The sequence below is a fragment of the Paraburkholderia sp. RL17-381-BIF-C genome, assembly GCF_046026435.1.
In the GTDB taxonomy this organism is placed as follows: Bacteria; Pseudomonadota; Gammaproteobacteria; order Burkholderiales; family Burkholderiaceae; genus Paraburkholderia.
In genome coordinates, this window is record NZ_JARESX010000027.1 from 46,941 (window position 1) to 72,333 (window position 25,393).

The following is a 25,393-nucleotide window of genomic DNA, read 5'->3' on the forward strand; positions in this document are numbered from 1 at the left end:
GCGGCGCGGTTTTACGCCTCCGAACAGACTGAATTAATATCTTTTCCGACCTAATAACGCCAGAAAAATATATTGGACGTCTTACTCGCTCTCTCGCATCATTCGTCCATTCTCGTCGCACACCGTCCGCGCTATCGCACGCCACCGCTCACAGGGGCAGTGGTAAGCCATCGCCGCCCTTTAAGGCACGACTGGCCGGGCTGCGCCGAGGCAAGTCAAATTTAAACGACCCCAATATCTGAGGATACAGATGCCTGAATATCGTTCACGAACTTCGACTCATGGTCGCAACATGGCCGGCGCGCGCGCCTTGTGGCGCGCTACCGGCATGAAGGACGGTGATTTCGGCAAGCCCATTATTGCGGTGGTGAATTCGTTCACCCAGTTCGTGCCGGGCCATGTGCATTTGCGCGACCTCGGCGCGCTGGTCGCGAAGCAAATCGAAGCGGCCGGCGGCGTCGCCAAGGAATTCAACACCATCGCAGTGGACGACGGCATCGCCATGGGCCACGGCGGCATGCTGTACTCGTTGCCCTCGCGCGAACTGATCGCAGACTCGGTGGAATACATGGTCAACGCGCACTGCGCCGACGCCATGGTCTGCATCTCCAATTGCGACAAGATCACGCCGGGCATGCTGATGGCCGCCATGCGCCTGAATATCCCGGTGGTCTTCGTCTCCGGCGGTCCGATGGAAGCCGGCAAGGTCAAATCGCCGAAAGACGGCCAGGTGATCGCCAAGATCGACCTGATCGACGCGATGATCAAGGCGGCCGACTCGAGCGTCAGCGACGCGGAAGTCGCGGAAATCGAGCGCAATGCCTGCCCGACGTGCGGTTCCTGCTCGGGCATGTTCACGGCGAACTCGATGAACTGCCTGACCGAAGCGATCGGTCTGGCGCTGCCCGGCAACGGCACGATCGTCGCCACGCACGCATGGCGCAAGGGTCTGTTCGAGCAGGCGGGCCGTCTGGTGGTGGACTTGTGCCGTCGCTACTACCAGGAAGAAGACGCGTCGGTCCTGCCGCGCAGCATCGCCACCAAGCAGGCATTCGAGAACGCCATGGCGCTCGACGTGGCCATGGGCGGTTCGACCAATACCGTGCTTCACCTGTTGGCGGCGGCGCAGGAAGCCGGTGTCGATTTCACCATGTCCGACATCGATCGTATCTCGCGCAAAGTGCCGTGCCTGTGCAAAGCCGCGCCCGCTACCGACAAATACCATATCGAAGACGTGCACCGTGCCGGCGGCATCCTCGGCATTCTCGGCGAACTGGCTCGCGCGGACCTGCTCGACCTGTCGTGCGGCAACGTGCATAGCGGCACGCTGGGCGATGCGATCGCCAAATGGGACATCGCGGGCGGTGCGGGCGAAGAAGCGCAGAAGTTCTTCCGCGCGGCTCCGGGCGGGATTCCGACCACCGTCGCGTTCAGCCAGGAAGCCACGTTCACCTCGCTGGATACCGATCGCAAGACCGGCTGTATCCGCAGCAAGGAGAGTGCGTATTCGAAAGACGGCGGTCTCGCGGTGCTGTACGGCAACCTCGCGGACAAGGGTTGTATCGTCAAGACCGCGGGTGTCGACGAATCGCAGTGGATTTTCTCGGGGCGTGCGCGCGTTTTCGAGAGCCAGGACGATGCCGTCGAAGCCATTCTGGGCGACAAGGTCGTGGCCGGCGATGTGGTCGTGATCCGCTACGAAGGCCCCAAGGGCGGTCCCGGCATGCAGGAAATGCTTTACCCGACGTCGTATCTGAAATCGAAGGGCTTGGGCAAGACCTGCGCGCTCTTCACCGACGGCCGTTTTTCCGGCGGTTCGTCCGGGCTGGTGATCGGGCATGCGTCGCCGGAAGCGGCCGAAGGCGGCACGATCGGCCTGGTGGAAGACGGCGATGTGATCGAGATCGACATTCCCAAGCGCAAGATGCACCTGGTGGTGTCGGACGAGGAACTGGCGAACCGTCGTGCAGCCATGGAAGCACGCGGCGACAAGGCGTGGATGCCGGTTGCTCGCGAGCGCGTGGTGTCGCAGGCGTTGCAGGCCTATGCGGCGCTGGCCACCTCCGCCGACCGCGGTGCGGTGCGGGATATCTCGCAACTGAAGCGCAAGTGAAGTGCCAAGGTCCTGTCGCGGTCAGGCGATCAGGACCAGGAGTCGACACGCCGGGTAATGCCCGGCGGTCGCGTTGCTGCTCGACCTGAAAAGCGTCGGGCAGCAACTGTCCCTGACGGCCGCGCCCTTGCAACGACGGCAGGCCGCCGGGACTTTCCGCGCGCAGATTTCACTGCGTGTGGCGTCGGCAGATCAGCACCTGCCGCGTATGAGGCTACGCAGCCGAATACTTCGGACCCGCTTCGCGTTCCAGATACCCCAGACAGAGCGACTCGAGTTGGCCGCGAAGCTTGCGGATCATGGATTGCGGCGGCTTCCCTTCGAGCAGCGAACGTACAGGGCCAGCCAATGCGCCCATGAACATGAAAGTGGTCGTGGGAATGTCGTCAAAATGCGCGTCGGACGCCGTCTTCAGCATCGCTTCGAGCGCCACGCGGTGACGTGACTGCACTTCGCGAACGTAGTCGCGCGAGTCGAGTTCGAGCGCCACCGCGTATAGAGCACGCGATTCGTCCAGATTCTCAGTCTTTGCCTTGACGAATGCCGCGACGACAGCCTTCACCATCGTCGACAAAGACGCGCTGTGCGCTGACAAGGCCGCGGCCTCCATTGCGCTCACCACCTTTTCCAGATGCCGTTGCAGCACGGCGAAGAGAAGCGCCTGCTTTTGCGGGAAGTACTGGTAAAGCGTGCCGACCGAAACGCCGGCTCTCTCCGCCACCCGGATCGTGGTGAGCCGCTGCAACCCCTCGGCCAGCAAAACCTGAATAGTCGCGTCGAAAATCGCGTCCACGGTCGCTTGGGAACGCGCCTGTTGCGGCTGTTTGCGGGCGCTCAGCCCCTGTCCGTTATCCGTGCGCATATGCGAATTCACAATCTGAATGATTATTCGTATTCTAGTCGAACGTGTTGCGGCTACTGCAACAACAATCCGAACGAAGGAGTGGATCGATGACCGAAGTTACGCGGGCAGGTACTTTTCAACTTGGCGAGCGGCCGGTGACGCGCATGGGTTACGGTGCGATGCAGCTAGCGGGGCCGCACGTTTTCGGGCCACCGAAAGACCGCACCGCGGCGATAGCGGTGCTTCGTGCTGCAATCGAAAGCGGAATCACCCACATCGACACAAGCGATTTTTACGGCCCCCATGTGACGAATCAGCTCATTCGTGAGGCGCTTCATCCTTATCCCGATGCGCTAACGATCGTCACGAAGGTGGGCGCCAGCCGAGGGAGCGATGCCTCGTGGAACCTTGCGTCGTCGGCGGCCGAACTGGAATCGGCGGTGCATGACAACCTTCGCCATCTCGGTCTCGATGCGCTCGACGTCGTGAACTTTCGCGTGATGTTCGACGTGGGTGCACCGGCCGAGGGCGATATCGAGGCGCCGCTAACCGCGCTTGCGGAACTTCAGGCGAAAGGCTTGATTCGTCACATCGGGTTGAGCAATGTGACCGCAAAGCAGATCGTGCAGGGACGCACGATCACGAAGATTGCGTGCGTGCAGAACATGTACAACCTGGCTCATCGTAACGATGACGCGCTGATCGACAGTCTTGCCGAAGACGGTATCGCGTATGTTCCGTTTTTCCCGCTCGGCGGCTTCTCTCCGTTGCAGGCCGAAGCGTTGAGCGCTGCTGCAGACCAATGCGACGCGACACCGATGCAGGTGGCGCTTGCCTGGTTGTTGCAGCGCTCGCCGAACATCCTGCTGATACCGGGCACCTCGTCGGTCGAGCATCTGAAGCAGAACATCGCAAGCGTGAACCTTCGTTTGCCAGAGGATGTCTTGTCGTCGTTGGACACCATCGGTTCCGGGAATACGAAAGACTAAGGTGCTCGTCTGCCACGAGGTGTGGTCGCGCGTGAAAACGTGGACGAACGTCCTGAACATGCTGGCGCGTTGCCATAAACCTTCACAAAGCGACCATGCTGCATTTCGATCGTCCCACGATCGACTGCCGATAAAAAGACGGTAATTATCAAACGGAGCGGCCAAACCTAAGATGCCTCCATGATTCGGGTCGGACCTGATCCGATCCGCCACCGTGCCATCGGCACACCAGATCAGGGAGCATCGCAATGGATATCCGGACGAGCGGCGCGAGAATTCGCGTCAGGGAGCAGGGGGAGGGAGAACGGGCACTCGTGTTCCTTCACTACTGGGGCGGATCGTCCCGCACTTGGGACGGCGTCGTCGGCCGCTTGTCGACGCCATGCCGAACCGTTGCCACCGATCATCGCGGATGGGGTGACTCGGACGCGCCGGAGCGCGGCTACACGATTGCCGATCTCGCGAACGATGCACAAGAGGTCATCGAAACACTGGGACTGCGGCGCTACACTCTGGTCGGTCATTCAATGGGCGGAAAAGTAGCGCAGTTGCTTGCGTCCCGGCGACCAGCGGGATTGCAGGGCCTGGTGCTCGTGGCGCCGTCGCCGCCTTCGCCCATGGCTCTTCCTGAAGAGCAGCGCGCGGCGATGGCAGCAGCCTATGATTCGCGCGAGTCGATCGAGTGGGTGCTGGACAACGTACTCACGGCGAATCCGCTCACGCCGGCCTGTCGTGAGCAAGTCATCGCCGACAGCCTGCGCGGTGCGCCGCAAGCCAAAGCTGCGTGGCCACGCACCGCCATGCTCGAAGACATTACTGACGATGTGAGGTCCATCAATGTCCCCGTGCTGGTGATTGCCGGCGAGTTGGACAAAGTTGATCGTGTGGAGACATTACAGAAGGAGTTGCTGCCCCGGATTGCAGGCGCGCGCTTGCAGGTATTGCCGGGCATCGGCCATCTGTCGCCGCTCGAGGCACCCGAGGCGGTCGCGGCGGCGATCGAGAAGTTCGTGGCCGCCGAAAACGCCGCCGCATAGCTCGTGCATAGACGACGTGTCACGCGCATGCGGCGCCACGCTGAGCGGCACGCCGCTTCTGCCGCCTAGGACTTCACCCGTTTTGGCTTGTCGGAGGAACGACGCGGGCTGGCGCTACGCCGCGTCGGAATGCGATCCCACGGCGGATCGTCTCCGAATGCCGCCACCAGATGCTCGAGGAACCGGCGCACTTTGAGTGGCATGTGACGCGCGCTCGGATAGACCGCCTGGATCGTCAATTCCGAGGTGTGGTACTCCGGCAGCAGTTCGACGAGTTTTCCAAGCGCGATCTGCTCTGCAAACACGAACGTGGGTCCATAAACGATACCGGCTCCGGCGAGTGCCGCGGCAAGCAGCATCTGGGTGTTGTTGGCCGAGATCCGGCTCGGCCCGTCGATCACATGCGAACGGCGTTTCGCATCGACCAGCGTCCAGTCTCCTACCGACACCGCTTCACTGAACGTGAGCCGCGGCGCCTGCCGCAGGTCGTCCGGATTGCGCGGCGCTCCGTGACGCCTGAGATAGTCTGGGGACGCGCAGATCACCATTCGGCACGGTGCGAGCCGGCGCGCGATCAACCCCGAATCGGGCAAACGCCCAATTCGAATCGCAATATCGACACCGGCTTCGAGCAGGTCGACATAGCGGTCACTCAACGACACTTCGATTTTGACCTGCGGATTGTCTTCCACAAAGCTCGCGAGCACGTCGCCGAGATGCATGGCGCCGAAAGTGACCGGAGCGGAAATGCGCAGCACGCCACCGGGGGCTCCGTGTGCATCGCCCGCCTCGCGATTGGCCTCGTCGTAGGCTTCGAGGATCTGTTTGCAGCGTTGGTAATAGTTTTGACCGATATCGGTCAGGCTCAGACGGCGCGTCGTGCGCTGGAGCAGTCTTACATTCAGTTCGGCTTCGATCGCACTCACGTATTTGCCGGCCATCGCGGCGGATAACCCGAAGCGTCGCGCGGCGGCTGCAAGACTGCCTTCATCGACCGCCGCCACGAACACGCCCATGCCAGTCAACCGGTCCATTTGCTCCTCGATTCGATAGCTGGATTATCGGATGGGTCAGCATAAACGAAAATACCCAACTTCCAGCCAACTCCAGGAAACGGGAACGCAGCAACTTTGCTGCGACAGGCGAAGTCATGCGAAGTCAGGCGATCGCGGCCTTCGCCATCAGCCCCAATGCGACGCATATCAGGATCGTCGCGAAACCGAGTTGAACCTGGTGCGCCGGGAGACGGTGCGACGCGGCGCGTCCTGCGAGCATGCCCGCGCCAGTGGCGAGGCTGAACCACAGCACCACTTCGAGCGGCAGCGGCGCGCCGTGGCGCATCGTGGCGATGACACCGCCGCCGCCGACCAGTGTGATGACCAGAAGCGAGGTAGCCACGACACCGTGCATCGGCACATTGGTCAGCTTGCGCATCATCGGCACGATGATGAATCCTCCGCCGACGCCGAGCATGCCGGTCATCAGTCCGGTAACCGCACCCGTTGCCGCGAGCGCCGCGCCCGTCGCCCACGACCAGACGAGCCGGCCGGTCGCGGGGTTGACGCGCGCCACGCACAGCGCCGATTCGGGCTGCGGTGCCGCACCGCTGCGGAGTGTCTGGCGTAGCAGCCGGACCGCGACGATCAGCATCACGCTCGCAAAGAGCGCAAGCAGCAGGCGTTGTGGCAACGCGTGGGCGAGACGGGCGCCCACGGCGGTCGCTGGAATGCCGGCGATCGCCATGAACAGCGCGGCACGATATCGGACCAGCCGCTTGCGGAAGGCTTCAAGTGCGCCGACCGCGGCACTGCTCGATACGGCGACGAGCGCGACCGGCGTGGCCTGCTGCATTGGCCAGCCCATCCCGAACACCAGCGCGGGCACCGCGAGAATGCCGCCGCCCGCGCCCGTCAGACCAAGCAACGCGCCGACGATCGCGCCGAGAAGAAGTGAGATCAGCATCGATAGCCTTGAGGGTTGATGACAAGCCGCCGCTCATTCGGCGAGACGGGGGTGGGCGAGCCACTCCTTGCCTTTGAGCATGCCGCGCCAATAGAGCGGCGGCAGGATGCGCTCCTTCAGCAGCCAGGCGAGCCGCGATGGATGCTTGCCGTCGATCAGCCAGCCGGGGAACGTCGGTGCGACCTTGCCGCCGTAGAGAAACTCGGCGAGCACGATCTTGCCGCGTTCGACCGTGAGCGGACACGATCCGTATCCGTCGTAGGTTGCGACACCCGACATAGCGCCGAGCGCCGCGAGCACGTTGTGCGCGACGACGGGCGCCTGCTTGCGAGCGGCGGCCGCTGTCTTTGCGTTGGGCGTGTTCGTCACGTCGCCGAGCCCGTAGACGTTATCGAAGCGCTTGTGGCGCAGCGTGCTCTGGTCGACGTCGACCCAGCCCGCCGCGTCGGCAAGCGGACTGACGGCGATGAAGTCGGGCGCGGTCTGCGGCGGCACCACGTGGATCATGTCGAATTCCGTTTCGACACGTTCGGGCGCGCCGCCCGCCACCGTACGCGTGAAAGTGGCGCGCTTCGCCTCGCCGTCGATCGCGCTCAGGTTGAATCCGAAATTCAGCTTGATGCCGTAACTCTCGACGTATTTCATCAGCGCGGGCACGTAGTCGGCCACGCCGAACAGCACCGCTCCCGCGTTATAAAACTCGACGTCGATCCCGCCGAGCCTCCCGGTGCGCTGCCAGTGATCGGAGGACAGATACATGGCCTTTTGCGGCGCGCCGGCGCATTTGATCGGCATCGGCGGCTGTGTGAAGAGCGCGCGTCCGCCCTTTAGCCCCTGTACGAGGCGCCACGTGTACGGGGCGAGGTCGTAGCGATAGTTCGAGGTGACGCCATTGCGGCCGAGGGTCTGCGCCAACCCTTCGACGGCGTTCCAGTTGAGCTTGAGCCCTGCGCAGACGATGAGCTGGCTATACCTGATAACGCGGCAACCCTCGAGCACCAGCGCATTGTTCTCCGGCTCGAACGCCGCTACGGCGGCCTTGATCCGGTGCACCCTGGCCGGCAGCACATCGTCCATGGTGCGCGCCGTCGTCTCGGGCCGGAACACACCGGCGCCGACCATCGTCCAGCCCGGCTGGTAGTAGTGCGTGTCGGCCGGATCGATCACGGCGATATCCAGACCCGGCGCGCGCGCGAGCAGGCTCGACGCTGTCGCGATGCCCGCGGCGCCGCCCCCCACGATGACGACGTCATGCCGCTCCTGTGAGACGACGAGGGGCGACGCGATCCGCCCGGCAAGGCCGGTCAGGTCGTGGCCGGCCGCTTGCGGGTTCGTGTGCTTTCTGATTTCCATTGCTTCTCCTAACTATTGTGCCGACGCTCAACGCACCCGTCAGAGCGCATTCACCGGAATCTTGATGTACGAAACACCGTTACTCTCGGGCTCGGGCAGATGGCCGGCGCGCATGTTCACCTGAACGGAAGGAAGAATCAGAACAGGCATATCGAGCGTCGCATCGCGGGCCTTGCGCATTTCGACGAAGGCCTGCTCGGGTGTTCCTTCGCGTACGTGAATGTTGTGCTCGCGTTCGTCCGCGACCGAGCTTTCGTACTGCACCGGACGACCACCCGGCTGATAGTCGTGGCACATGTAAAGGCGTGTTTGCGAAGGCAGGCTCAGGACACGGCGGATCGAGCGGTACAGGGTGGATGCGTCGCCGCCCGGAAAGTCGCAGCGGGCGGTGCCGTAATCGGGCATGAAGAGCGTGTCGCCCACGAATGCCGCGTGATCGTCGCCGTCGCTCACGACATAGGTGACGCACGCCGGCGTGTGGCCGGGCGTGTGCATCACGCGCACTTGCAACTGTCCCAGGGCGAAGGTTTCGCCGTCGGCGAAGAGGTGATCGAACTGCGAGCCGTCCGTGGCAAACCCATGCCCGGCATTGAAGAGCTTGCCGAACACCTGCTGCACGCGCGTGACCTGATCGCCGATCGCGATTCGCCCGCCTAGCCGTTCCTTGAGATACGGCGCGGCGGACAGATGGTCCGCGTGCACATGCGTCTCCAGCAACCATTGCACGCTTGCGCCTAGTGCTTCGACGCGGGCGGCTAGCCGGTCGGCCGACACGGTTCGCGTCCGGCCCGACTTCGGGTCGTAATCGAGCACGCTGTCGATCAGCGCGCATTGCTGCGAGCGCGGATCCAACAGCAGATAGCTGATGGTCCACGTGGCGGGGTCGAAGAATCCTTCGACGATAAATTGGCTGGCTGTCATTGCAGTCGGTCCTCGTGCCGGACGGGCTGTCCAGCAACATTCGGAGGCGACTTCAATCAAGTATCGTGCCAATCGCGCCTTAGTTTCGCGCGGAGGTTCTAAATCCATGATCTACATCGATTTTTATGCGCCCCCGCGCCGCCCTGAAGCGGCGCGCGCCAAAGAGAGCGTCAGGCGACGGACTGCCACTGTCTGCCATATGGCAGTCGTGGCAGAAATGGCAGTCGGCGCGTATAGTGCTCGTTCCTCGACGAATTTCCGGTCTGCGACCATGATCCTGCCCGAGCCTTCATCCGTCCCGAGCGCTTCGTCTGATGCGGTGCCCGCGCAGCCTGGCGCCCCCGAGATTGCCGCTCTCGTGTCCTATCTGGAATACGACCCGCAGCCTTCGATCGTGCTCGACCCGGACTACCGCATTCTTGCGGCCAACACCGCGTACCGGCGGCAGTTCGGCGTCGCGGGGCAGCCGCACGTTGGGCGACGCTGCTACCAGGTATCGCACCACTACGACGTACCATGCGACCAGGCCGGCGAGCATTGCCCGATGAAGCGGGCGTCCGAACTCCGCAGCGCGGATCGCGTGCTGCACATCCATCACACGCCGCGCGGCCCCGAACATGTGGACGTGGAATTGCGGCCAATCTTCGACACGCGGCGCGAGATCGTCGCGTATGTCGAGCGGCTCTCGACGGTGCGCGGCGCCTCCGCGCGGCCAAGCGTGGACGGGTTGGTGGGACGCGCACCTGCGTTCAACGAAGCGATCGCGGCATTGCAGCGTGTCGCGCCCTCGATGTTGCCTGTCCTCCTGCTCGGCGAGTCCGGCACGGGCAAGGAACTGTTCGCCCATGCGCTGCACGAGGCGAGCGATCGGGCACAACGGCCGTTCGTGGTGGTCGACTGCTCTGGCATCACGGAGACGCTGTTCGAAAGCGAATTGTTCGGCTACGAGAAAGGCTCGTTCACCGGTGCCGTCAACCGCAAGCCTGGGCTCGTCGAGACGGCCCAAGGCGGGACTCTGTTTCTCGACGAAATAGGCGATGTGCCATTGTCGATGCAGGTCAAGCTGCTGCGTCTCATCGAGACGGGCGCATTTCGCCGCGTCGGCAGCGTGGAGACGCAGCGCGCGGACTTCCGGCTCGTCGCCGCGACGCACAAGCCCCTTGAGCAGATGCTGGCGGCCGGACAGTTCCGCTCGGATCTGTATTTCCGGATCAGCGCGTTCCCGATTCGTTTGCCCGCGTTGCGCGACCGAGCCGACGACATTCCATTGCTGGTGGATTCAACGCTGCAACGCATCGCCTCGGGGCGCGACACCGCGCCGCGCAAGACTTCGGTCGCACCAGAGGCGCTCGCACTGCTACGCGCGTATCGCTGGCCGGGCAATATTCGCGAGCTGCGCAATGTGCTCGAGCGCGCGAGCCTGCTGGCCGACGATGGCGTGATCCGGCCGGAACACCTGCCGGAGATGGTCAGGGGCGAGGTGCCGTCGGCGAGGCCAGAGCATGCCGCCTTACGCCATGCTGGTAGCACCAAGCTCACGGATGCCGAACTGGCCCGCATAGCAGCGGGTTTCGTGGGGATGCGTAGAGACCTTGCAGCACAACTCGGCATTAGCGAGCGCACGCTGTACCGGCGGCTGAAGGCTCTCGACCAGGTTGACTCCAACGGCGAGCACTAAAGAAAAGCATTGCGCGCGATGACCGTCCGCGGCATAGAAAAAGCGCAGTGCAGGCGGTTCAAATGCACGCCATCTGGCGTGCGCGCTGTGCCAGGCATTCCGGCCACCGGGTGCACTATCAACACGAGAAACACGAAGCGAATTGGCAATCAGCTCGGGTCCCGCCAGGCAACTCTCGCCTCATCAAAAGATCACAACCGCGGTCGCTTGCCTTGCCCCCAAACCTGAAAACTCATTTGCGCCGAGGGCACTACCGGCGCGGTTTGCCAGAACGTAAATTCATTTCACGACTTCGCTGCAAACACAGCGGAGCTGGCCAACCTTGATTTCAGGAGAAACAACATGCTTGATCGCACCGACGCAGCCCTTCTGGAAGACGACACCAACGTCACCGATAGCGCGCAATACTTCGAATACACCAAAGCGGCCAACCCGATTGGCGCAAAGCTGATTTCACGCGTTCCCTTCAAGACGTTCCCCGCTGACCTGTATGCCGACGGGCCGACTCGCGTCGTTGCGCTCGATCTGTCAGCGGAACTGGGTTGCGACGCGCCGGCGACCGGCCCGGGGTTGGTCGCCAACTTCGTTCGGATTCTGAAGGGGGAGCGCGTCGAACTGGACCCGCTGGCCACATCGCAGATTTTCTATGTCATTCGCGGATCGGGATCCGCGGTGCAGGGCGGACACACGATTTCATTTACGCAAGGCGCGTTCTTCTCGTTGCCCGGCGGTATCGAATCCACGATTTCGGCGCTCGAAGATGTCGCGTTGTACTACGTCACCGACGCGCCATTGCTGACTTACCTGGGAGTGGATTCGGTTTCTCCGCGATTCGTCCCGACCTTGTATCCGGCGGAACGCGCCGAGGCAGAACTGCAGAAAGTCGCCAAGGATACGCATGCCGCGCTCCGTAGCCGTATTTCCGTGCTGCTCGCCAACGCCAGTTTTCCGCAAACCCGCACGGTGACGCACGTGCTGTGGGCAATGTTCGGTTTGCTTCCCGGAAAGTCGGTTCAGAAGCCGCACCGTCATCAGTCGATTGCGCTGGACTTCATCGTTGATTGTCCGCAGGGATGCTATAGCCTCGTCGGCACTGAGCTGGACGAGCAGGGCAATATTGCGGACGCCACCCGAGTCGATTGGGCGCCGGGCCTCGCGTTCGTGACGCCGCCGGGATACTGGCACGCCCACTTCAATGAATCGGACGAAGATGCCCGGCTCATTCCCATTCAGGACGCCGGCTTGCAAACTTATTTGCGCGCACTGGATATCCGCTTTGCCAATTAAGCAGGCTGTCATCGAGCAATAGAAAAGTCTCTGTCCGTCATACTTGGCGAGCCCGTCGCGCACTTCCAGTGCGTGACGGGCTCGTCATTGAACTGATCGCATGCCAAGGGTTTTGGACAAACGACATGGGCGCAGCCTCGGCCTTCGGCCATCTGTTCCGGCGAATGAAAACGGGTTCAGCGCGCACGCCGGCGGGGTGAAAGCCGATGTCGTAAGCTACCCGGCATTGACAGTGCGTGCCGGCTGAAACGCCCAGACTCGATTGAAGGGCGCCGCGCCCAGCCGCAGTCCACTTTGGATTTCCACATGGATTACTTCGCAGCAGTCCGGACATTCGTGCGCGCAGCCGAACTGGGTAGTCTCACTCGCGCTGCCCAGGAGTTGTCCATCAAGACGTCGACCGCGTCGCGACATTTGAACGAACTCGAAGCTGATCTCCGCATCGCGCTTTTTAACCGCTCGACTCGTGGGCTCTCGCTCACGGAGGGCGGCAAGGTTTTCTACTCGCGCGTCTCGGAGGTGCTCACTCAGTTGAAGGATGCCAAGGACGCAACGTCGTCGCTGAACCAGAGTCCTTCCGGGGTGTTGCGTGTGACGCTGCCCGTTTCGTTCGGGCGGAAACACGTCGTGCCGCACATCGGCGAATTCATGGACCGGTATCGCGATATCGATGTCGATGCAATCTTCACGGACGACGTCCTCAATCTCATCGAGTCACAGGTCGATCTGGGCATCCGCATAGGCGCGTTGCAGGATTCGTCGCTAATGGCCCGGCGTCTCGCGCCGCACCGCGAGTTGGCATGCGCGGCGCCGGCGTATGTGAAGGCGAGCGGCGCACCCGTTACGCCCGCTGCGCTGAAAGATCACGCTTGCCTGATGTTCTCGCGAACAGCGGGGAATGTCTGGTACATGAGGCCTCGGGCAGACACGGCGTCCGAGTGGCAGAAGGCGAGCGCGAGTGGCCGCCTCACGATCGACGATACCGATGCGTTGCTTGCAGTCACGTTGGCTGGAAGAGGGATCGCCCTACTGCCCAGCTGGCTGGCGGACGAAGCACTCGGCGACGGTCGTCTCACACGCATATTGCCGGACTGGGAGATCCGTTCGTCGCGCGAAGAAGCTTCGATCTGGGCGGTTTATCCGAGGAAGAAAACGGTGTCGTCCAAGGTTCGGTCGTTTATCGACTTTCTCGCTGAAAAACTTGGCGAGACGCCGCACTGACACACCGCGACCTGTCGGATTCATCAGCGCCTCGCACGGCGAGCGCAATCACTCCTCGCATTTCACGTCCTTCTTTTGCACGACGATAATCACCGGATACGTTCCCCGGTCCAGTTCGACGCGCGCGACCACGGCCATCGTCGTACTGTCGATATCGTCGTACACGCTGACTTTTTCATTCCGAAGGCTCGTGATCCCGGTACAGCCCGACGCGCGCCCTTCGTCGGAGACCTTGCATTGGATCGGGTTGTCCGCGAGGAATCGATATCTGTCTCTGTCCGGGGTCGCCAGGTATTCGCGAAAGCTCTGTGCCGCCCCACCGATGCCGGTGACATACCCGATCGCGCATTCCAGTTTGGGCGTTTCGCTACCCGCGGGTGTCTCGGCGTTCGTCGTCGCGCTCGCGGCCGCGATGACGACCGCGAGTGTCGATGCAAGGAGGTATTTCATGGCGCATGTCACGGTTGTCGGATCGAAGTGCTGGATTGTAAAGGCATCTCGCCCAACGCGGCGCCACCGTCGCCGTGGGTAGGTCTAGCGGATCTCTCTGGCCACGCTTTGCAGCTTCAGGAAGGCGCGATAGCGCGCCTCGTGCAGTTGCGCGATGTCGCTCGCGCCCGGTTCGTAGGTCTTGCTGATCTGCGACATCCTCGCCATTGCCGAGCGCACGTTATCGAACTGGCCGCCTGCCACGCCGCCCAGCATGGCGGCACCCAGCAGCACGGGCTCTTCCGCCTGCGTGGCGAGCACGGGTTTGCCCGTTGCATCCGCGAGCAGTTGCCGAACCAGATCGAGCCGCCCAGCGCCGCCGCTGATCACCACCCGCTCGATCGGCGCACCCGCGTTGGCCTGCGTTTCGATGATCTGCCGAAGTCCGTAACCGATACTGCACAGGCCCGCAATGTAGAGGGCGACGAGGCTGTCCAGGTCGTCTTCCATTCCAAGGCCCGCAATCACGGCCCTTGCGTGCGGGTCGGCCAGCGGAGCACGGTTCCCCAAGAACTCCGGCACGACATGCAGGCCGCCGGCCAGCAACGCGGTGCCTGACACACTATCGGCCGACTGCACGGCGAGGGCGGCGAGCAGGGCCGGCAAGGACTGGCCCTCGCGCTGCGCGCGAAGCCGTGCGTCGGAAGACGCGGGATGCATGGCAAGCAGTCGTTCGATGGCCGCGCCGGCTACCGATTGGCCGCCCTCGTTGAGCCAGGCATCCGGCACCATCGCCGAAAAATACGGTCCCCACACGCCGGGCACGAAGACCGGACTGCGGGTCGTGGTCATCGTGCACGACGAGGTGCCGAACACATAGGCGAGACAGGACTCGGGGTCGCCGTCGGCGCCGACCGTGCCGATGCCGCCGGCATGGGCGTCGATCACGCCCGTGGCGACCGGCGTTCCGGTTCGCAGGCCGAGTTGCGCGGCGGCGTCCGCGGTCAGGCCACTGCCCAGCGGCGTGCCGGGATCGACGACACGCTGGCCGATGCGTGCAAAGCCTTCGTCCGCCAGCACGCCAAGGCCGACGCTGCGAAAGTAGCTCTCGTCCCAGCGCCGCTCGTGCGCCAGATAGGTCCATTTGCAAGTGACCGTGCAGGTCGACCTGGCCAGATCGCCGGTTGCGCGCCAGGTCAGGAAGTCGGTCAGATCGAAGAACTGCCAGGCCGCCGCGAAGACGCCCGGCCTGTTCTCGAGAAGCCACAGCAGCTTGGGCGTCTCCATTTCCGGCGAGATCTTGCCGCCGACATAGTTCAGCACCTCGTGACCCGTCGCGTTGATGCGCTCCGCCTGCGCCACGGCGCGGTGATCCATCCAGACGATGATGTCGCGCTCGGCCTGCTCCGAGGGGCCCACCGGCAATGGCTGGCCGCCCGCGCCGAGCACGACGAGCGAACAGGTGGCGTCGAAGCCGATCCCGGCGACCTGAGCCGGCGACACGGCGGCCTGCGACAGCGCGTCTTTCACGGAATCGCAGACAGCCGTCCAGATTTCGCCACTCGACTGCTCGACGATGGAACCGCTCGCATGGAACAGCGTGATGTCACGCCTGGCCGACGCCACCATACGGCCGGCGAGGTCGAAGAGTCCGGCCCGGGCACTGCCCGTGCCGACGTCCACGCCGATGACATAGCGCGCGTCGCGCGCGCTGTCTGCCGGGCTGTGGGTCGCACTGTGGGTCGATCTTTGACTCGCGCCGGAAGTCGGGTTCTCTGAGGTCATGGCTTGCTGCCTGCTCACTATCGCGTTAGGGGTTAGGGGTAGCGTTTCAGAAGCACGGCGGGCGGCCCACAGCGGGCCCGCCCGTGTCGAGCGTTTCACAGATCGACGTTGTTCGGCAGGATCACGAGATCACGAATGGTCACGTTGCCCGGCCGCGTCAGCATGAAGAGTACGGCATCAGCGACCTCTTTGGGCTGCATCAGGCTGCCCGAGGCGAGCGCTTCATCCATCTTCGCTTTCGGCCAGTCGTCGAGCAGGGCCGTCACGACCGGGCCGGGCGCCACCGCGCCGACCCGCACGCCATGCTTGGCGAGCTGGCGGCGTGTCGTGTGAACGAAGGCCTGCACCGCGAATTTGGACGCCGTGTAGATCGGTTCCCAAACCACCGGCACGATCCCGGCGATCGAACTGGTGAAGATAATGTCGCCCGACTTCTGCGCGACCATGTGCGGCAGCACGGCGTGGACCGAGCGGAACGCGGCATTGATGTTCAGGTTCAGCACGCGGTCCCATTCGTCCGGATTGCCGTCCACCACATCGCCGCCGACGTACGCGCCGGCATTCGCATGGAAGATATCGAGGCCGCCCGCGAGTGCGAGGATTGATGGCAGCAGCGCGTCCACTTCCGACGGCTGCAGCAGATCCACCACCAGTGGCAGCGCGTTCGGCCCCAGTTCCGCGCAAAGTTGTTCGAGTCTCTCCCTGGCACGGTCGATCAGCACCACCTTCGCGCCTTGCGCGATCAGTACGCGCGCGCACTCGAGGCCGATGCCCGATGCCGCGCCCGTGATGGCGGCAACCTTTCCCTTGATGGATTCAGTCATTCGCTGTTCTCCTGGATTGCTGGAATTACGCGCGGCCATGCGAGACGCGGGACTGCCGGGCAAGCGAGTCGACGATCACCGCGATCGCCAGCACCGCGCCGGTGATCATGAAGCGCAACGAGGACGACAGGTTCAGTAGCGTCAGGCCGCTGGCGATCGACTGGATCACGATGATGCCCAGCACCGCTGAATACGCGCTGCCACGGCCGCCGAACAGACTCGTGCCGCCGATCACCGCCGCGGCGATCGCGTTCAGGTTCACGTCGCCGCTGCCGGCCTGCTGACTGGCCGAGGCGAGCCGCGCCGCGGTCAGCACGCCGCCGAGCGCGGCGAGGCTCGCGCACAGCACGAAGGCGCTCGTGTAGATGGCGCCGACCTTGATGCCGGCCCGCCGCGCGGCCTCGTGATTGCCGCCGACCGCGTGCATCGAGCGACCCCAGCGGGTTCTCTTGAGCGCATAGTCCATCGCGACCGAGAGTCCGAGGAACACGCCGAACATCAGCGGGACGCCTCGCCCCTGGTTGAGATAGGCCACCACGGCCTCCAGCAGGACCGTAATGGCGAGGGCGCGTGCGAGCAGGCTGCCCACCGAGGGCGCGGAGAGCTGGGACGCGCGGCGGCGCTCGCGCGTGCGCAACCCGAGCGCCAGCATCACCGCACCCGGCGCCAGTGCGAGGAGATACGAAATCACGGCCGGGATGATGATGAGCTGCCCGAGATTCACTATCGCCGAACCGTAAGGCAGGTTGATCGAACCGGTCGCGCCGAGCACGTACAACTGCATGCCGAGGATCGCGAGCAGCCCGGCCAGTGTCGCCACGAAGCTCGGCATGCCGAGCCGGTTGAGCAGCAGCGCATACAACGCGCCGATCAGCGCGCCGACGGCGATGGCGGCGGCGATAGCCAGCAGCACCGGCCAGCCGTGATTGACCCAGAGCATGCCGACGAGCGCCGAAGCGAAGCCGCTCATCGAGCCCACCGAGAGGTCGATCTGTCCCACCATCAGCACACAGACGATGCCGAGCGAGATCACGCCCACCGTCGAGCAGTCGAACAGCAGATTGACCAGGTTGTCGGCCGAGAGGAACACCGGGTTCAGGCTGGTGAACACGGTCCAGATGATGATCAGGCCCGCCACGACCGGCAACGAACCGAGATCGCCCGAGCGCACCCGTTCGACGAACTCGGAAACGGTGCCGCCGATGCCGGTGGCGTGCTTCACGCGGATATCGCTGCGGTCGAGCAGCGTGGACGGTTGCGGCTCGCCTTGCGGCTCACGCTGCGGGGCGCCTTGCATTTGATTGCTCATGATGGTTCCTTGGTTCAGGCACCCTGCTCGGACTGGCGCCGGCCGGCGCGGCGCGACACGGCGTTTTCGGTCGCGCCGGTGATCGCGGCGACCAGTTCCTGATTCGACGAGTCGGGATAGAAGACACCGTTGTTGCGGCCGAGTCGCAGCACCACGATGCGGTCCGCGACGGCGCGGACGTCCTCCATGTTGTGGCTGATCATGATGACGGCGTGGCCGCGGTCGCGCACCCGCTCGATCAGGTTCAGCACCTCGGCGGTTTGGGCCACGCCCAGCGCCGCCGTGGGTTCGTCGAGCATGATCAGCTTCGGGTCCAGCAGCAGCGAGCGCGCGATCGCCACGGTCTGGCGCTGCCCGCCCGAGAGCGAGGCGACCACGTCGCGCACGCTGGGAATGCGCGCCGACAGTTCGTTCAGAAGCGTCCAGGCTTTCACCTCCATGGCCACTTCGTCGAGGCGCAGCGGATTCAGTTCGCGCCCGAGATAGATGTTCGCGACGACATCCAGGTTTTCGCACAGGGCGAGGTCCTGGAACACCGTGGCGATGCCCAGATCGAGCGCCGCGCCCGGATCGGGCAGCGTGACTTCCTTGCCGCCGAAGGTGATGGTGCCGGTGCTGGGTTGATGGACCCCGGCGAGCACCTTCACCAGGGTTGATTTGCCGGCGCCGTTGTCGCCCACCAGGGCGACCACTTCGCCGGCATGCACGTCGAGCTCGATGTCCGTCAGGGCCGAGACCGCGCCGAAGTGCTTCGAGACGCCGCGCAGGCTCAGCACCAGTTCGCCGCGCCGGGATCGTGTTGTGGCCTGATCAGTCATGGGACGGATACCTCATGGAGAGTTGACGGACCCGGCACGCGCCGGGTCCGTCCGGGGCTTGCGCCGGCTCAGTACGTGATGCCGAGCTTCTTGCAGCCTTCGGCATAGCGGTCGGTGCACAGATCCTTGCCGCTCGCGAAGCCCTTGTCGACGACCTCCGCCTTGAGGTTCTTCGCCGTGATGACCGCCGGCTTGAAGAGCTGCGACGGCGTGTTGAACAACGTGGTTTCACCCTTCGGCGTCTGGCCGGACAGGAAACCGACCGCCACCTTCGCCGCCGCCGCCGCGACGATCTCGCTCGGCTTGAGGATCGTGTTGTATTCGTCGCCCGCGATGATCAACTGCAACCCCGCGAGCGTCGCGTCGTTGCCGGTCACCGGCGGCACCGGATTGACGCCGGCTGCCTTGAACGCCGCAACGGCCCCGCCGCCCGTGCCGTCGTTGGCGGCCACTACGCCGACGATCTGCGAGCCGAAGCGGGTGATCTGTCCGCTGACCCACTGCTGGGCCTTCGGCGGAGCCCAGTCCGGCGTGTCGTACTCGGCCAGCGTCTTGTAGCCGCTGCCCTGCAAACCGGCGTGAATGCCCTTCTTGATCAGCCCGGCCGCCGCGTCGGTCGGCGAACCGTTCACTTCGAGCACGCCGCCCTTGGTGGTCGGCACGCCCGTGTCTTTCAGGTGCTGGACGAGCGACTGCGCAATGGCCTTGCCGATGCCTTCGTTGTCGAACGACACGTAATAGTTGGCCGGCGTGGAGGGCACAGGCCGGTCATAGGCGATGACCTTGATGCCCTGGCCCTGCGCCATATGGACGAGCGACGCCGCGGCCGTCGAGTCCACCGGGTCGAGCACGATCACCTTCGCGCCTTGTGCGATCACCGAGTTGAACTGCTGCTGCTGCGTCGCGACGTCGGCGTTGGCGTTCTGATAGAGCACCTTGCAGTCGGGGCAGAGCTTGCTCATTTCGGTCTTGAAGCCGGGGAAGTCATGTTGCTCGTAGCGCGTCGAGGCCTGGTCGGGCATCAGGAACGCGACCGTGCCACTTGGCGCAGCCAAAGCAGCGGTGCTGCCCAGCAAGCTCAGGCTCAGGGCGCTGGCGCCGATGAGTTGGTTCGAAAGTCTGGTCATCGCATGTCTCCGTTTTTAGAAAAATTCCGGCGAAGCTGCTGCCGTGTTTGGGCCTGGGTGAGCCTTCTTGTGAAGTTCGTCAGTTGGGCGGGGCGTGTCCGGCGAGGCGCCGGTCATGCGCGATGTCGGACGATTCGGTCGCGCTGGCCGCATTCAGTTGCTGATAAGCCCGCCATCGCGAGGGCGGCATGTTCTTGAGCAACAGGAACTGACGGTTGAAATTCGAGAGGTTGTTGAATCCGACCTGGTAGCAGATATCGGTGATAGTCAGCTCGCCTGACATCAGCAACTGGCACGCGAGATTGATGCGCAGCCGGTTCACGTACTGGACGAAGGGCACGCCGGTGTGCCGGCGGAAAGATCGCGAGAAGGCGCTGACGCTTTGTCCTGAGAGGTCGGCCAATTCCGCTTCCCGTAAAGATTGTGACAGGTTCTTGCCGATATACGAGAGCACGTGATTGATGTGCGTCTCGGCATAACGTGCCGGGTCGGCGCGATAAGCGGCGCTTGCCAGCTTCGCGGGTTCGACGCTGTGCACGAGCAGGTCGAACAACGCGAGGAACAGCGTGATGCGCCGCATGCCTTGCGCGTTCAACATTTCGCGCATGATCGGCTCGGCGGCGGCGCCCGATTCCGCTGAGAACAGCACACCCCAGCGAGAAGCATCGAGCAACGGCTCCACGCGCCTGAGTTCGGGCAGAGCCTGAATGGCGCGCGCGATGAACGCGCCATCGAACTGCACGATAAGACAGCGCTCATCCACCCGATCGCCGCGCGGCACATTGCTGACCCAATTGTGCGGCAGGTTCGAGCCCACCATCACGAGATTGCCCGGCGCGAAATTGCCGATGTAATCGCCGACGAAGTATTTGCCCGTGGTCGATGTGATCAGCTGAATTTCGTATTCAGGATGGAAGTGCCAGCGCACCGTGCGATAGGGATAACCATGCGACCAGACCTTGAACGACTCATCGCGCGGTACGGCGACCAGTTCGAGATCCGGCGGGACGATTTTGGCGCAACGGGCGTCCGCATGCGCGGCGGCACCCAGAGTGGTGTGCATCTGTCTTCCTCCTGAGCCGGCCTATTCTTTTGGGCGCGGTTCGCGCACAACGCATTGCACCTGGCTATGAGAGGAAGTTAATCCTGTTGAGAGGATGCCGCCACTGAAAATCGGGCCGCAAACTGATACTTAATTGCATTCGGGTAAGTCCGTACAGCGCAGCCGCGTGGAAGAACGGCGCGGGTTCGCTGGCCGCAGAGAGCGGCTCTTTATCGGCAAATGCGTCGGCAAATGCGTCGGCAAATGCGATCGGCAAATGCGATCGGCTGAGGAGGTGCGCGGCGAGCCGCGCTCCGACGCGAGGGGAGCGCGTCGGCGAACATCCGCAATGGAATCAGAAGCTGACGAACGCCTGCAGGAGCCGGTTGAACGCGCCGGCATTCGAGACATTCATGCCGTGCGACGCACCGGCAATGGTTTGCCGCTCCGCATAGCCGATCCATTCAGCGAGCTTCTCGACGTTGTTACGGAACATGCGGGGGCTGCGCTGCCCGTCGATCAGCAAGGTCCGGCATTTCACGTCGCGCGCCGCCTCATGGGAATAGGCGGGCAGGGGATCGCGGAACTGCTTGGGGAGCGTGTCCGCATTGTCGATCGCCATGGTGCGGAAGGACGCCGGACTCTTGCGCCATGATCCGGGTGCGCTCACCGAGTCGACGAAAAGCTCCAGTCCCGCGTCGATTTCGCGGCTCTCGATCAGGTCGGCGACGCGCGCACGCAGCACGTTGGTCGCGGGCGGCAGCGACGCCTCCGCCATGCCGTCGATCTGCAGCGGGCCGCCCGGGTCCGCGAGCGTCAACGATTTCACCAGCCGTGGAAAGTCGCGCGCGACATGGAACGCCACGCAGCCGCCCCGCGAATGGCCGACCAGATGGACGGGCGCAAGGCCGATCGCCTCGATGAACTCGGCCAGTTCGGCGACGTGGGTTTGCCAGCCGAACTCGCCCTGAATGCAAGCCTCGTTCGCGGGCCAGTAGTGGCTCAGGCTCACCGAGATGCAGCGGAAATGCTGCGACAGCGCCGCGGTCTGCGCGCTCCAATAACGATAGTCGCAGAGCGAGCCGTGCACGAAGACCAGCGGCTCGCCCTCTCCGCACTCGACATACGGCACGCAGATGCCGGATGCGATGGTCGCAAACGACAATTCCGGTACGGCAAGCACTGAGAAATCGGTACGGGCGTTCATTGACTGGCTCCTTTGCGGTCACTATGCCCGATATCACTGTCTTAGAAAATCGCGTAAAATTGATCGAATCTAATCACTTTTCTGATACCAAGCCCATTGAAAGCGCTCGACCTGGACGTGATGACCATGATCGTGGCTGTCGCCGACACCGGCAATATCAGCCGGGCGGCGGAAGTCGTGCATCGCTCGCAGTCTGCGGTGAGCATGCAGATCAAGACGCTCGAGAGCGCGCTTGGCAAGCCGCTGTTCGTACGCAAGCCGAGAAATGTGGTTCCGACGCAGGACGGCGAAGTGCTGCTGACCTACGCCCGCCGCATGCTCGCCTTGCGGGAGGAGGCGTGGGCCGCGGTGGTGCGGCCTGACGTGACCGGGCGAGTGAGCATCGGCGTGCCGGACGACTACGCGTCGTCGCTGCTGCCGCCGATCCTGAAGAAGTTTTCCGCAAGCTATCCGAAGGTGGAGATTCAGGTGGTCGGTTTGCCGAGTGTCGCATTGGCGCCGATGGTGAAAGACGGCTCGGTCGATCTGGTGTGCGCAACGCGAGTGAAGGGCCTGTCCGGCGAGTTCATCCGGCTCGAGCCGATGGAGTGGGCAGCGGCGCCGAGCGCCGATGAAATCTGGCGCGAACGGCCGCTGCCGATCGCCGTGTTTCTGCCGGGCAGTGTGGCGCGGGAAAATGCCATTCGCAGCCTTGAACGCGCGAAGATTCCCTATCGGACCTCGTATGAAAGCCCGAGTCTGCTTGGCCTGCTGTCGATGGCCGAAGCAGGACTTGCGATTGTCCCCCTCGCGCGATGCGCGGTCCCGGCGCATTTCACGTTGCTCGGGCGTGCGCACGGCTTGCCCGAGATTCAGGCGCTCGAAATGGTGTTGGCGCGCAGCACCGCTTCGAAGCGACCGCCGTGTGATTTTCTGGCGGAGAAGATCGTTTCGGAGTTGAGGCGGTAGGTGCACCGGCGGTCTGCTCTGTTACGCGGGGACGTGTGCAGGTTTGCGCGGCATTGAGCGCCGCTTTCTCATGCGCCGAACAGATCTATCTGGCCGGCTTGAGCGCGCGCAAGCGCCAGATCAGGCTCGACGTGTCGAAGCGGTTGCCGCCGAGCGATTGCACGTCGGCATAGAACTGGTCGACGAGCGCCGTCACCGGCAGCGACGCGCCGTTGCGCTTCGCTTCGTCGAGACAGAAGCCGAGGTCCTTGCGCATCCAGTCGACGGCAAAACCGTAGTCGAACTTGCCGTCGATCATGGTCTTGCCGCGATTGTCCATCTGCCAGCTGGCCGCCGCGCCCTTGCCGATCACCTGCAGCACGAGCGGCATGTCGAGGCCCGCGAGCTGGCCGAAGTTGATCGCTTCGGAGAGCCCCTGAACCATGCCGGCGATGCAGATCTGATTGACCATTTTCGCCAGTTGCCCGGCGCCGACGGCACCAATCAGCGTGACGGCCGCCGCGTAGTGCGCGAGCACCGGCGAGGCCTGCTCGAAGATGGCCAGCTCGCCGCCGCACATGATCGTCAGCTTGCCGTTCTGCGCGCCGGACTGACCGCCGGATACAGGCGCGTCGATGAAGTGCAGACCTTTCCGGCCCGCGATTTCAGCCAGTTCGCGCGCGACGTTCGCGGACGCTGTCGTGTGATCGACGAACGCGGACCCTGAGGCCATGCCGGCAAACGCGCCGTCGTCTCCGAGCGTGACGCTGCGCAGATCGTCGTCGTTGCCGACGCACGCGAGCACCAGTTCGGCGCCGTCCGCGGCTTCCCGCGGGGTGCCGGCCGCGCGGCCCCCGTACTCGGACACCCATTGTTGAGCTTTCGACGCGGTCCTGTTGTACACGGTCACGTCGAGGCCCGCTTTCGCGAGATGGCCGGCCATGGGGTAGCCCATTACGCCGAGGCCGAGAAACGCGACACGGCGAACGGTGGATGGGGCGGGCTGTGCGATGGGTTGATTCATTGGGGCTCCATAAGCTGGGCTGGGTTGGGGAGGGTGGGGTAATTATCAGGGTGCGGCCGTCCGGGCAGCCCCGAAGATGACAAAAATCTCATTTTTCCACCATGTTGGCACTGCGGCAGCGCCGTAGCATCGGTCGCACCTGGTCAACGGTTCACCTACCTATGCTCACGCGTCACCTTGCTGCCGTTCTTGCGCTTGCTGCGGTGAGCACGGCTTACGGAGAGCCGGCAACATCGCTTGCGCCGCTCAGTCCACCTGCGCCGTCGACTGCCCGGGCCGCGGCGCGCGAGAGCCCCGCCTTGCCGCTCGACGAGGCGCTCGGGATCGCGGCCGGGAACAACCCGTTGCTTCGCGGCGCGCGCGCCGACGCGGATGCGTCGAGCGGGACGTTCATGCAGGCGGGCGCCCGGCCCAATCCACAGATCTCGCTGCTGCAGGAGGGGTTCGGCGGCACCGATCGCACTTCGACGGCGCTGCTCAACCAGACCGTCGAACTCGGCGGCAAGCGTCAGGCTCGGCTCGACGTCGCGTCCTATGGGCGCGAAGTGGCGCTGGCATCGCTCGACGCGCGCGGCGCGGCCCTGCGCGCGGACGTCATCGCCGCGTTTTACGGATTGCTCGCGGCTCAACGTCAGCTGCGGGTCGCGCAGGAGTCCGCCGAAATCGCGGCGCGCTCGGCGGAACTGGCGGAAAAACGCGCGCGGGCCGGCAAGGTGTCGCCGGTGGAGGCGACGAAGGCGCGGGTCGCCGCGACCGGCGTGCAGATCGAACAGGCCAACGCCGCCACGCGGCTGACGATCGCAGCGGAGAAGCTCGCGAACGTGACGGGCAGCCCGCTCGTGCGAGGACGCCCGGTGAGTGGCGACATTGAAAGCGTGCCGGCGATCGGGGCGCTTTCGCAACTCCTGCCTCACCTGTCCGACGCGCCGCTTGCGCGCGCCGCAAAGGCGGAGACGCTGCGGGCCAACGCCGCGATTTCCGTGGAGCGCGCAAAGCGCATCCCCGATGTCACGTTCAGCGTGGGCATGAAGCGCGTCGTCACGGGCGGCGTTCCCGGCAACCAGGCGGTGGTCGGCGTGTCGATTCCGCTTCCGATTTTCGACACCAACAAAGGCGCGCTGCTCGAATCGGTTCACAAAGCCGGGAAGGCGAGCGCCGATTTCGACAGCGAAACTGCCCGCTTGCAGCTGGAGCTGACGCAGGCCTACGCCAACTACGAGAGATCAAATCTGGAAGCACGGCGCCTGAAAACCGACGTGCTGCCAGCCGCGCGTGAGGCGCTCGACGCAATGTCGCGCGGCTACGAACTCGGCAAGTTCGCCTTTCTGGATGTGCTGGACGCGCAGCGCACGTTGTTCCAGAGCCAGTCGCAATACGTGCAGGCACTGGCCGACGCGCACTTTGCCTACGCCGACATCGGCCGGATTGTCGGCGTGCCGCTCGCCGACGTCTCCTCGCGCAACACCGCGGACCCATCGCCACGCTTACCGTGAAGG

General features: G+C 64.0%; 22 protein-coding genes. 8 read left to right on the forward strand and 14 right to left on the reverse strand.

Annotation, left to right across the window (positions count from 1 at the left end; all coding sequences use genetic code 11):
- The first annotated feature begins 250 nt into the window (after positions 1-250).
- Entirely contained in the window at positions 251-2,113 is a 1,863-nt protein-coding gene (ilvD, locus tag P0D70_RS18255) for a dihydroxy-acid dehydratase (protein WP_408185514.1), read from the forward strand.
- A gap of 214 nt (positions 2,114-2,327) precedes the next feature.
- On the opposite strand, the gene P0D70_RS18260 is transcribed toward ilvD, so the two are convergent.
- Complete coding sequence (locus tag P0D70_RS18260) at positions 2,328-2,975, reverse strand: TetR/AcrR family transcriptional regulator (RefSeq protein ID WP_408185515.1); 648 nt, start codon at positions 2,973-2,975, stop codon at positions 2,328-2,330.
- Positions 2,976-3,064: 89 nt separating this feature from the next.
- Between P0D70_RS18260 and P0D70_RS18265 the strand changes: the two genes are divergently transcribed.
- The gene (locus P0D70_RS18265; RefSeq protein WP_408185516.1) at positions 3,065-3,946 is read left to right on the forward strand and encodes an aldo/keto reductase family oxidoreductase; all 882 of its coding nucleotides are present in this window, start codon (positions 3,065-3,067) and stop codon (positions 3,944-3,946) included.
- A gap of 248 nt (positions 3,947-4,194) precedes the next feature.
- A complete protein-coding gene (locus tag P0D70_RS18270; RefSeq protein ID WP_408185517.1) occupies positions 4,195-4,983 on the forward strand; it encodes an alpha/beta fold hydrolase in 789 nt (262 codons plus the stop codon).
- A gap of 65 nt (positions 4,984-5,048) precedes the next feature.
- Here P0D70_RS18270 and P0D70_RS18275 read toward each other — a convergent pair whose 3' ends face one another.
- The 4 genes from P0D70_RS18275 to P0D70_RS18290 all read right to left on the reverse strand — a co-directional run bounded on the left by P0D70_RS18275 (position 5,049) and on the right by P0D70_RS18290 (position 9,219).
- Positions 5,049-6,017 (reverse strand): LysR family transcriptional regulator, encoded by a 969-nt coding sequence (locus tag P0D70_RS18275; protein ID WP_408185518.1) that lies wholly within the window; start codon positions 6,015-6,017, stop codon positions 5,049-5,051.
- Positions 6,018-6,141: 124 nt separating this feature from the next.
- Positions 6,142-6,945, reverse strand: coding sequence for a sulfite exporter TauE/SafE family protein (locus tag P0D70_RS18280; RefSeq protein ID WP_408185519.1), 804 nt, complete (start codon positions 6,943-6,945; stop codon positions 6,142-6,144).
- Positions 6,946-6,978: 33 nt separating this feature from the next.
- Complete coding sequence (locus tag P0D70_RS18285; RefSeq protein ID WP_408185520.1) at positions 6,979-8,298, reverse strand: NAD(P)/FAD-dependent oxidoreductase; 1,320 nt, start codon at positions 8,296-8,298, stop codon at positions 6,979-6,981.
- A gap of 39 nt (positions 8,299-8,337) precedes the next feature.
- Positions 8,338-9,219, reverse strand: a complete 882-nt coding sequence (locus P0D70_RS18290) for an MBL fold metallo-hydrolase (protein ID WP_408185521.1) — start codon at positions 9,217-9,219, stop codon at positions 8,338-8,340.
- A 271-nt stretch (positions 9,220-9,490) separates the two neighbouring features.
- Here P0D70_RS18290 and P0D70_RS18295 point away from each other — a divergent pair, with 271 nt between their 5' ends.
- The 3 genes from P0D70_RS18295 to P0D70_RS18305 all read left to right on the forward strand — a co-directional run bounded on the left by P0D70_RS18295 (position 9,491) and on the right by P0D70_RS18305 (position 13,405).
- Positions 9,491-10,897, forward strand: coding sequence for a sigma-54 interaction domain-containing protein (locus tag P0D70_RS18295; RefSeq protein WP_408185522.1), 1,407 nt, complete (start codon positions 9,491-9,493; stop codon positions 10,895-10,897).
- 342 nt (positions 10,898-11,239) lie between these two features.
- Positions 11,240-12,184: a cupin domain-containing protein gene (locus tag P0D70_RS18300; RefSeq protein WP_408185523.1), complete on the forward strand. Its 945-nt coding sequence runs from the start codon at positions 11,240-11,242 to the stop codon at positions 12,182-12,184.
- A 306-nt stretch (positions 12,185-12,490) separates the two neighbouring features.
- Positions 12,491-13,405 carry a LysR family transcriptional regulator gene (locus P0D70_RS18305; RefSeq protein WP_408185524.1) on the forward strand — a complete coding sequence of 305 codons (915 nt, stop codon included), beginning with the start codon at positions 12,491-12,493 and terminating at the stop codon, positions 13,403-13,405.
- A 48-nt stretch (positions 13,406-13,453) separates the two neighbouring features.
- Here P0D70_RS18305 and P0D70_RS18310 read toward each other — a convergent pair whose 3' ends face one another.
- From P0D70_RS18310 to P0D70_RS18345, 8 genes are all read right to left on the reverse strand, one after another.
- On the reverse strand, positions 13,454-13,855 hold the full coding sequence (locus P0D70_RS18310) for a hypothetical protein (protein ID WP_408185525.1): 402 nt from the start codon (positions 13,853-13,855) through the stop codon (positions 13,454-13,456).
- A gap of 84 nt (positions 13,856-13,939) precedes the next feature.
- A complete protein-coding gene (locus tag P0D70_RS18315) occupies positions 13,940-15,619 on the reverse strand; it encodes an FGGY-family carbohydrate kinase (protein ID WP_408185526.1) in 1,680 nt (559 codons plus the stop codon).
- 95 nt (positions 15,620-15,714) lie between these two features.
- Positions 15,715-16,443, reverse strand: a complete 729-nt coding sequence (locus tag P0D70_RS18320) for an SDR family oxidoreductase (RefSeq protein ID WP_408185527.1) — start codon at positions 16,441-16,443, stop codon at positions 15,715-15,717.
- 25 nt (positions 16,444-16,468) lie between these two features.
- Positions 16,469-17,752: a sugar ABC transporter permease gene (locus P0D70_RS18325; protein WP_408185528.1), complete on the reverse strand. Its 1,284-nt coding sequence runs from the start codon at positions 17,750-17,752 to the stop codon at positions 16,469-16,471.
- Between the two features lie 14 nt (positions 17,753-17,766).
- Complete coding sequence (locus tag P0D70_RS18330) at positions 17,767-18,570, reverse strand: ATP-binding cassette domain-containing protein (RefSeq protein WP_408185529.1); 804 nt, start codon at positions 18,568-18,570, stop codon at positions 17,767-17,769.
- A 68-nt stretch (positions 18,571-18,638) separates the two neighbouring features.
- The gene (locus P0D70_RS18335) at positions 18,639-19,697 is read right to left on the reverse strand and encodes an ABC transporter substrate-binding protein (RefSeq protein WP_408185530.1); all 1,059 of its coding nucleotides are present in this window, start codon (positions 19,695-19,697) and stop codon (positions 18,639-18,641) included.
- A gap of 79 nt (positions 19,698-19,776) precedes the next feature.
- The gene (locus P0D70_RS18340; RefSeq protein ID WP_408185531.1) at positions 19,777-20,760 is read right to left on the reverse strand and encodes an AraC family transcriptional regulator; all 984 of its coding nucleotides are present in this window, start codon (positions 20,758-20,760) and stop codon (positions 19,777-19,779) included.
- Between the two features lie 334 nt (positions 20,761-21,094).
- Complete coding sequence (locus P0D70_RS18345) at positions 21,095-21,946, reverse strand: alpha/beta fold hydrolase (RefSeq protein ID WP_408185532.1); 852 nt, start codon at positions 21,944-21,946, stop codon at positions 21,095-21,097.
- A gap of 126 nt (positions 21,947-22,072) precedes the next feature.
- Between P0D70_RS18345 and P0D70_RS18350 the strand changes: the two genes are divergently transcribed.
- Positions 22,073-22,894: a LysR substrate-binding domain-containing protein gene (locus P0D70_RS18350; RefSeq protein WP_177205202.1), complete on the forward strand. Its 822-nt coding sequence runs from the start codon at positions 22,073-22,075 to the stop codon at positions 22,892-22,894.
- Between the two features lie 85 nt (positions 22,895-22,979).
- Here the strand turns inward: P0D70_RS18350 and P0D70_RS18355 are convergent, their stop codons facing one another.
- A complete protein-coding gene (locus P0D70_RS18355; protein WP_408185533.1) occupies positions 22,980-23,897 on the reverse strand; it encodes an NAD(P)-dependent oxidoreductase in 918 nt (305 codons plus the stop codon).
- A 161-nt stretch (positions 23,898-24,058) separates the two neighbouring features.
- Here P0D70_RS18355 and P0D70_RS18360 point away from each other — a divergent pair, with 161 nt between their 5' ends.
- The gene (locus tag P0D70_RS18360; protein ID WP_408185534.1) at positions 24,059-25,390 is read left to right on the forward strand and encodes a TolC family protein; all 1,332 of its coding nucleotides are present in this window, start codon (positions 24,059-24,061) and stop codon (positions 25,388-25,390) included.
- The last annotated feature ends 3 nt before the right edge of the window (positions 25,391-25,393 follow it).

What these genes read in the sequence shown, in the direction of transcription:
- P0D70_RS18280 (WP_408185519.1), bottom strand. Translation starts at nt 6,945, where the DNA reads ATGCTGATCTCACTTCTTCTCGGCGCGATCGTCGGCGCGTTGCTTGGT.
- P0D70_RS18310 (WP_408185525.1), bottom strand. Translation starts at nt 13,855, where the DNA reads ATGAAATACCTCCTTGCATCGACACTCGCGGTCGTCATCGCGGCCGCG.
- P0D70_RS18320 (WP_408185527.1), bottom strand. Translation starts at nt 16,443, where the DNA reads ATGACTGAATCCATCAAGGGAAAGGTTGCCGCCATCACGGGCGCGGCA.
- ilvD (WP_408185514.1), top strand. Translation starts at nt 251, where the DNA reads ATGCCTGAATATCGTTCACGAACTTCGACTCATGGTCGCAACATGGCC.
- P0D70_RS18360 (WP_408185534.1), top strand. Translation starts at nt 24,059, where the DNA reads ATGCTCACGCGTCACCTTGCTGCCGTTCTTGCGCTTGCTGCGGTGAGC.
- P0D70_RS18335 (WP_408185530.1), bottom strand. Translation starts at nt 19,697, where the DNA reads ATGACCAGACTTTCGAACCAACTCATCGGCGCCAGCGCCCTGAGCCTG.
- P0D70_RS18315 (WP_408185526.1), bottom strand. Translation starts at nt 15,619, where the DNA reads ATGACCTCAGAGAACCCGACTTCCGGCGCGAGTCAAAGATCGACCCAC.
- P0D70_RS18340 (WP_408185531.1), bottom strand. Translation starts at nt 20,760, where the DNA reads ATGCACACCACTCTGGGTGCCGCCGCGCATGCGGACGCCCGTTGCGCC.
- P0D70_RS18270 (WP_408185517.1), top strand. Translation starts at nt 4,195, where the DNA reads ATGGATATCCGGACGAGCGGCGCGAGAATTCGCGTCAGGGAGCAGGGG.
- P0D70_RS18305 (WP_408185524.1), top strand. Translation starts at nt 12,491, where the DNA reads ATGGATTACTTCGCAGCAGTCCGGACATTCGTGCGCGCAGCCGAACTG.
- P0D70_RS18345 (WP_408185532.1), bottom strand. Translation starts at nt 21,946, where the DNA reads ATGAACGCCCGTACCGATTTCTCAGTGCTTGCCGTACCGGAATTGTCG.
- P0D70_RS18275 (WP_408185518.1), bottom strand. Translation starts at nt 6,017, where the DNA reads ATGGACCGGTTGACTGGCATGGGCGTGTTCGTGGCGGCGGTCGATGAA.
- P0D70_RS18295 (WP_408185522.1), top strand. Translation starts at nt 9,491, where the DNA reads ATGATCCTGCCCGAGCCTTCATCCGTCCCGAGCGCTTCGTCTGATGCG.
- P0D70_RS18260 (WP_408185515.1), bottom strand. Translation starts at nt 2,975, where the DNA reads ATGCGCACGGATAACGGACAGGGGCTGAGCGCCCGCAAACAGCCGCAA.
- P0D70_RS18290 (WP_408185521.1), bottom strand. Translation starts at nt 9,219, where the DNA reads ATGACAGCCAGCCAATTTATCGTCGAAGGATTCTTCGACCCCGCCACG.
- P0D70_RS18355 (WP_408185533.1), bottom strand. Translation starts at nt 23,897, where the DNA reads ATGAATCAACCCATCGCACAGCCCGCCCCATCCACCGTTCGCCGTGTC.
- P0D70_RS18350 (WP_177205202.1), top strand. Translation starts at nt 22,073, where the DNA reads ATGATCGTGGCTGTCGCCGACACCGGCAATATCAGCCGGGCGGCGGAA.
- P0D70_RS18265 (WP_408185516.1), top strand. Translation starts at nt 3,065, where the DNA reads ATGACCGAAGTTACGCGGGCAGGTACTTTTCAACTTGGCGAGCGGCCG.
- P0D70_RS18300 (WP_408185523.1), top strand. Translation starts at nt 11,240, where the DNA reads ATGCTTGATCGCACCGACGCAGCCCTTCTGGAAGACGACACCAACGTC.
- P0D70_RS18325 (WP_408185528.1), bottom strand. Translation starts at nt 17,752, where the DNA reads ATGAGCAATCAAATGCAAGGCGCCCCGCAGCGTGAGCCGCAAGGCGAG.
- P0D70_RS18330 (WP_408185529.1), bottom strand. Translation starts at nt 18,570, where the DNA reads ATGACTGATCAGGCCACAACACGATCCCGGCGCGGCGAACTGGTGCTG.
- P0D70_RS18285 (WP_408185520.1), bottom strand. Translation starts at nt 8,298, where the DNA reads ATGGAAATCAGAAAGCACACGAACCCGCAAGCGGCCGGCCACGACCTG.